Genomic DNA, 6,757 nt, shown 5'->3' with positions numbered 1-6,757 from the left:
CTGCTTGAGCGCTACAAAGCGCAGCTCAACCCATTGATCTGCCTGAGTGAATCGCTGGGTTATACGAGCGGCAACAGTTAACTCAGACATAGCCTTTTTTATTGCCTACCCTACACCTTGAACTGATTGATCAGGCGACGTTGCTGTTCAGCCAGTTTGGTGAGTTCCGCACTGGCTTGGCTCGCTTCATCGGCTCCGCCGGCCACTTCATTGGCCACCTGACCAATATTGGTGACGTTGCGGTTGATGTCTTCTGCCACCGCGCTTTGCTCTTCCGCAGCACTGGCGATTTGCGTGTTCATGTCGTTGATCACCGATACAGCCTGGGTAATGGCATCGAGCGCCACTGCGGCCTGGCTGGCTTGCTGCACGCTGACTTGCGTCTTGTTTTGACTGTCTTCCATGACCTTGACCACATCGCGCGTACCCTGCTGCAGTTGTTGGATCATGTTCTGAATTTCTTCGGTGGCCTTCTGCGTTTTCTGCGCCAGGTTGCGCACCTCGTCGGCGACCACGGCAAAGCCACGGCCCTGTTCGCCAGCGCGTGCGGCTTCGATCGCAGCGTTGAGGGCAAGCAGGTTGGTTTGCTCGGCAATCCCGCGAATAGCCACTAGGATCGCGTTGATGTTCTCGCTGTCCTTGGCCAAGGTTTGCACGACGGTCACGGCGCGGCCGATTTCCTGGGCCAGTGCAGTGATGGCTTCAGCCGTGTGCTGAACGGTTTGCTTGCCTTGATTGGCCGCTTGATCGGCGTGGTTGGCTGCCTCTGCTGCGTGTGTGGCGTTGCGCGCGACATCTTGAGCCGTCGCGGTCATCTCATGTACGGCGGTCGCTACCAACTCGATTTCGGCCATCTGTTTCTGCACACCTTGGTTGGTGCGAATGGCAATGTCTGCGGTATGTTCAGAAGAGTCACTGACTTGCTGCACGGAAGTGACCACTTGCGTAATCATGCTTTGCAGCTTGCCGAGGAAGGTGTTGAAACCTTGGGCTATTTGGCCAAGTTCATCTTTGCGATCAACCTTAAGGCGAACCGTAAGGTCGCCGTTGCCCTTGGCGATGTCATCCAGCATTCCCACCATCTGGCGCAATGGTTGGGCTATTCCAAGGCTGACCAGCCAGATCACCAACAAGCCGAGTCCAGCAATCACCAAGCCGACCAGAGTCATGCTAAAGGTATCTGTTTGGCGTTGTTCGCTCAGGTCGCTGTGCAATTGCTGCAGTTCAGCCATCACCGTGTTAAGCGGTAATACCAGCATCAAGGTCCAGCGCGCATCGGTATCGCCGATGCCGAACGACAGGAACAATTCGATATGGCTGTCAGCGGGGTTCGCTTCGTGGTGCGTGTCGTAGATGATTTGTCCCGGCATTAGTTTTTTCAGGTTATCGAGTTCATTGGCATCCAGCAGTTCGGTAGCTGGGCTGCCAAGTTTGTCGGGTGCCTGAGTGGACGCAATTAACCGGCCGTGGTTGGAGATTAAAGCCAGTTCACCGGCGCCGTCATACAGCTGACTGTCAGCGCTTAGCAGAAGGTCTTGAATAAAATTAACGTTTAAATCGGCCCCCACCATGCCTTTAAATGTTCCATCCACCAGGATTGGATTAACAAAAGAGGCCAGCATCACCATTTTTCCGCTCATCTCATAGGGCGCGGGGTCGATGACGCAGGCCTTTTTATTGTCGCGTGGGCATAAGTAGTACTCCCCTGCGCGCACGCCTGTTGGCAGTGGTTGTTCATTTTCAATATCTGTCAGTAACTCTTGTGTGAGTTTCCCGCCATCGCTGCGGTACCACCACGGCATGAAACGCCCACTTTCATTGACGCTCGTATTGCCAATGCCGGCGTAGATGGCGTCGCTGTCATCCAAGCCGTTTACCGTCCAGCCGATGTAAGCGCCCAGGAGTTTGGGGTGCTGAACGAGTGTTTCGCGGACCAGATTGTTGAGCTCTTCGCGTCCCATGGACAGCATGGCGCTGCCGTCCTCTGTTTTGAGGCCAAGCAGGCGATTGGTTTTCGCCAATTCGGCGGTGATCATCAGCGGGTATTCCAGTTCCGCCTGAATTTGCAGGGTCTGATTCTGAGCAAGCGCACTGAGACGTTGCTCGATGACCTGTTCAAGCAGAATTTGGGTGCGCTCTTGGGTCAGCTCTTGCGTTCGCCCGCTGGCATAAAGCCCGTACAAGACAAGGGCTGCAACGATAGCCAGTATGCAGGCGCCTGCCAGGGTGGCGATGGTGGTCTGGATTGAGCGAAATGTCATGAGTGCTCCACGCAGTAAAAAGTTGCTGTATTTCTCTATCGGCCTGCAGAGAAAATCTTGAACCGCCATTAGCAACTAAAGATGGCTTAATGGCTTTGATCAAGCTGGTGGTTGTTCGGCATCACTGCGCAGCCTAGGATGTCAGCGATTACATAAGGAGTTTTCGCATGTTAAAGCTGTCATCAGTTGCCGTTCTGAGCGCCGCCTTATTGTTGGCTGGATGCCAGGCCGTTAACACCACCAGCGGGGGAGCCGTGGGGGTCGAGCGAAAGCAGTACATGTTCAGCATGCTATCGGTTCAGGAAGTCAACCAGATGTACGCGCAGTCTTATCAGCAGACCCTGAATGCTGCGTCTAAGCAGGGGGTGTTGGATACCAGCAGCCCTAACGCCAAGCGTTTGCGGGTGATTGCTGACCGTTTGATTAAGCAAGCGCCGCTGTTTCGTCCCGACTCCGCGCAGTGGCAGTGGGAGGTCAATCTGATCAAAAGCCCTGATCTAAACGCTAACTGTGGACCTGGCGGTAAGATCATTTTTTACAGTGGCATCATCGAGAAGCTGAAACTTACCGATGATGAAATCGCCGCCATCATGGGGCATGAAATGGCTCACGCGTTGCGCGAGCATGGCCGTGAAGCTATGTCCAAGGCGTATGGCATCGAGCTGGCCAAACAGGGGGCTGGTGCCCTGCTAGGGTTGGGTGCTGACAGCATGGCGATGGCTGATGCAGCGGTTCAGTATGGTTTGACCTTGCCTAATAGCCGTGGCAATGAAAATGAGGCGGATCTGATCGGTCTGGAGTTGGCGGCTCGTGCAGGCTACAACCCAAATGCAGCCGTGACCCTGTGGCAGAAGATGGCTGCTGCCAACGAAGGTGCGCCGCCGGAGTTCATGAGTACGCACCCATCTTCCACCAGCCGGATTGCGGCGCTGCAGGCGGCCATCCCCAAGGTGATGCCGTTTTACCAGCAGGCTAAGTGATCGGTGCTTTAGGCGCGCAAAAGCCCCGCTCATGAGCGGGGCTTTTTTTTGGGCGCTTTTTAGGGTAGGGCTTTAGCTGCGTAAGGCTGAGTGGCCAGCCCGAGTTGGGCGCGAAAGCTTTCCATGTCAAACATGGTGCAGATTTCCTGAATTTCGTTGCTCGGCGTGAGTGTCCAAAAGGCCATGGCGGAAATGCTCAGCACCTTGTCGCTGGGCGGGTAGCCCAAGGCCGGCTTCTGGATGGTGCCGATGAGCGTGCTCCAGGTCACCACTTTGAAGTCTTCGGCTATGCATTCTTCAACCACGACCTGCAGGTCAGGCATGGCGTCGCGTATCTGCAGCACCATTTGGCTGAACGCAGCGCTGTTGAGTGGATTACCGATAAACGAGCTTTTGTAGAGGAAATCTGGGCTATGGAGTTGCTCGGCCAGTGCTACACGGCCTCGGTTCCATGACAGGTCGATATGATGGCGTACCCGTTTCTTGCGATCGTCCAATGACATGCGTGTCTCCCTGACGGCTGAGTGGCAACTTGTTGCGCACTTTAGCAGCCGTCTCGATACCGATGGATTGGCCGAAGCGCCGGGGTGTTGACGTCAAATACAGGTCAAATCAGGCCGCTGAGTTTCATGGCTTGATAGCCTGCGTAAAGGGCCAGTACTGCGAATGCAGAGGCGGCCAGCCGGCGAATCAATGTCAGGGGCAAGCGTTCGGCGGCAAAATTACCTGCCAGCACCACGGGCACGTTGGCAATCAGCATGCCCAAGGTGGTACCGATCACCACCATGATGAAGTGCGGGTACTTGGCGGCGAGCATGACAGTGGCCACTTGCGTTTTGTCGCCCATCTCAGCGAGGAAGAATGCGATCAACGTGGTTACAAACGGGCCGTACCGCCGAAAGTTGGAGTTCTCATCGTCATCCAGTTTGTCGGGCACCAGCGCCCAGAGCGCCACGGCGATAAAACTGGCAGCCAAAATCCAGCTCAAAGTGGCGGGCGAGAAGAAACCTGCGACCCAGTTGCCAATAGCGCCTGCCGCAAAATGATTAGCCAGTGTGGCGACGACGATGCCCCAGATAATGGGCCACGGCTTGCGGAAACGGGCTGCAAGCAGTAGTGCGAGCAATTGCGTTTTGTCACCAATTTCAGCCAAGGCAACGATAAAAGTTGGAACAAGGAGGGATTCGAGCATTAGGTTTCCTAACGGGGCAGGTCGACATGGCTATGACACGTACAGCCTCCCCGCCCCGGGTAAGGTGTGCGTGTCATAGGTCTTGTCAAACCGCAGGCCACAACTGTGTGGGCCTTGGGTCGCACGCACCATGCTCTGCTGAGCAAGTATGTTGACGCGTGCCGGGCGAGCTGGCGCTCGCGGGAGACTACTCCCCTAGGACGGGCGCATTCTGCCCGCGCAGCAACTCTGGGGCAAGCGTTGATTTAGCCTTTAAGGGCGCGATAGATGCGAAAGCCTTTGGCGTCTATCAGGGTCCGGCATGGGCCCAGGTGTTGCTCAATAAGCGGTGGGTACTTAAGAAAGCTATTGGCCACCAGTCGCAATTCTCCGCCCGACGCCAAGTGCTTGCTGGCCTCGCGCAGTAAATGCTCGGACGCGTGGTAGTGCGTATGTACGCCCTGATGAAACGGTGGGTTGCTGAGGATGGCGCTCAGGCCCGAGGGTGCAGCGTCAATCCCGTCACCACTGATGACCTCGGCCTGCAGGGCATTGGCAGCCAGGGTTAGGCGGCTGCTTTCGACGGCAAAGGCATCGACATCGAGAAGCGTTACCTCGCTGTCCGGGTAGCGACGTTTCAGCGCCGCGCCGAGTACGCCTGCGCCGCAACCGAAATCGAGAATATGCCCGCTTGGTAAGTCGTTAAGGTGCTCAAGCAGCAGGGCGCTGCCGACATCCAGGCGGCCGTGGCTGAATACGCCAGGCAGACTCAGTACGTTGAGCGGCCCGTCGGGCAGTTGCAGTTGATAGCGTTGCGCCAGGCTGTGCAGATCCGGCGCTGCGGGCGCGTGTTCAATGCGCACTTGCCAGAGCTGGCAGTGGCGCGCACTGTCGAGCTTGCGCGCTTGCCCAAAAACGCCCAATTGTTTGGCTGCGCGCTCTATGCCAGCCCGTTTTTCGCCGACCAAAAACAGTTCGCGCCCCGCCAGCCGCGCCGCTAGGGCATTGAGCAGGTAGTCGGTCAGTTCGCGAGACTTGGGCAGAAATACCACGGCCGCCTGAAATTCACGCTCACCTGGCTGTGTGCCAAAGTGGCAGCGTTGTGTGAAGCGGTTCGCGAGTAGTGCGTGCTCCCCGGCGTGCCAGCTCCAGCCGTGGGCGTCGGGTAAGTGGCTAAGCAGATCATCCGCGGGTAGCCCGGCAAGCAGCAGCGGGCCGCTGAACAGTTCGGCTTGGCGCAGCAGTACTTCGCTTCGCGGGTCCATAAGCGCTCCTTGAAAAAAGTCGCGTAGAGTAGGGTGTGATGGCGTTTCAGCGCAAACCGAGTGCGGTGTTAGCAGGCTCTAATTGACGACCCGTATGGCCGCACCATTGCAGAATGCGTGAGCATTTTCCGCCAACTGGCCGACGATTCGTTGCCTTGCCTCCCGGCTGCCCCAGGCGCTATGCGGCGTAATGATCAGCCGGGGGATGTCGCTTGCTAGCAGTGGGTTGCCGTCTTTTGGGGGCTCCTGGCTCAGTACGTCAGTGGCCGCACCGCCCAAATGTCCGGCGCGAAGCGCGTCAGCCAGGGCGTGCTCATCAATCAAACCGCCGCGTGCGGTATTGATAAGAAAGGCCGAAGGTTTCATCAAATTGAGTTCGCGGCTGCCGATCAGATGGTGGGTGTGTTCATTCAGCGGGCAGTGCAGGGTTAGGGCATCGACCTGCGTCAACAGTTCGTCCAACGGCACGCGGTCTGCGCGGGGTGGTCTGCCGGGTAATTGTCCTAATAGCACGCGCATGCCAAAGGCTTCTGCCAGGCGGGCAACAGCGCTTCCCAACTCGCCATGGCCAAGTAGGCCAAGGGTCTTGCCGTGCAGTTCGACGATCGGGTGATCCAACAGGCAGAACTGTTTGGCCTGTTGCCAGCGCCCGGCGCGCACGTCTTGTTGGTATTCGCTCAGGCGCGTGGCCAGCGCCAGAAGCAGCATTAATGTGTGTTGCGCCACCGACGGCGTGCCGTAGCCTTGGCAATTGCTGACAACGATGCCATGAGTGCGCGCGGCCTCAAGGTCAATCGGATTGGTGCCGGTCGCCGCCACCAGAATCAGCTTCAGTTGCGGGCAGGCGGCGAAGACTTCGGCTGTCAGCGGGACTTTGTTGCTGATCGCCACTTCAACGTCTTGCAAGCGTTCAATCACGTCTTCTGGGTGGCTGTTTGGGTAGAGGTGCAAGTCGGCAAAGCAGGCGCGCAGGTTGGATAAATCCAAATCACCTAGGTCGAGCGAGCTGTGATCAAGGAAGGCGGCGCGGAGACTGTAAGGCATCAGCTGTATCTATCCTGCTGGTTTGGGCGAGGGGTA

General features: G+C 57.2%; 6 protein-coding genes and 1 riboswitch. Of the genes, 1 reads left to right on the top strand and 5 read right to left on the bottom strand.

What is annotated here, in order from left to right; translation table 11 throughout:
- Positions 1-110: 110 nt before the first annotated feature.
- Positions 111-2,261 carry a methyl-accepting chemotaxis protein gene (locus AUK77_RS16920; RefSeq protein WP_296132029.1) on the bottom strand — a complete coding sequence of 717 codons (2,151 nt, stop codon included), beginning with the start codon at positions 2,259-2,261 and terminating at the stop codon, positions 111-113.
- A gap of 167 nt (positions 2,262-2,428) precedes the next feature.
- On the opposite strand from AUK77_RS16920, the gene AUK77_RS16915 reads away from it, so the two are divergent.
- Entirely contained in the window at positions 2,429-3,241 is an 813-nt protein-coding gene (locus AUK77_RS16915) for a M48 family metallopeptidase (RefSeq protein ID WP_296132025.1), read from the top strand.
- Positions 3,242-3,300: 59 nt separating this feature from the next.
- Here the strand turns inward: AUK77_RS16915 and AUK77_RS16910 are convergent, their stop codons facing one another.
- From AUK77_RS16910 to AUK77_RS16895, 4 genes are all read right to left on the bottom strand, one after another.
- On the bottom strand, positions 3,301-3,744 hold the full coding sequence (locus AUK77_RS16910; protein WP_296132022.1) for a ketosteroid isomerase-related protein: 444 nt from the start codon (positions 3,742-3,744) through the stop codon (positions 3,301-3,303).
- 104 nt (positions 3,745-3,848) lie between these two features.
- A complete protein-coding gene (locus AUK77_RS16905; RefSeq protein ID WP_296132019.1) occupies positions 3,849-4,433 on the bottom strand; it encodes a TMEM165/GDT1 family protein in 585 nt (194 codons plus the stop codon).
- A gap of 75 nt (positions 4,434-4,508) precedes the next feature.
- Positions 4,509-4,641: riboswitch (yybP-ykoY riboswitch) on the bottom strand.
- Positions 4,642-4,678: 37 nt separating this feature from the next.
- A complete protein-coding gene (locus AUK77_RS16900; protein WP_296132015.1) occupies positions 4,679-5,677 on the bottom strand; it encodes a class I SAM-dependent methyltransferase in 999 nt (332 codons plus the stop codon).
- A gap of 78 nt (positions 5,678-5,755) precedes the next feature.
- Positions 5,756-6,721 carry a 2-hydroxyacid dehydrogenase gene (locus AUK77_RS16895; protein ID WP_296132012.1) on the bottom strand — a complete coding sequence of 322 codons (966 nt, stop codon included), beginning with the start codon at positions 6,719-6,721 and terminating at the stop codon, positions 5,756-5,758.
- Between the last annotated feature and the right edge of the window lie 36 nt (positions 6,722-6,757).

The organism is Pseudomonas sp. Ga0074129 (genome assembly GCA_001465025.1).
Taxonomy (GTDB): domain Bacteria; phylum Pseudomonadota; class Gammaproteobacteria; order Pseudomonadales; family Pseudomonadaceae; genus Aquipseudomonas.
The sequence above is the reverse complement of the archived record's forward strand: the minus strand, read 5'-3'. Positions and strand labels throughout refer to the sequence as shown.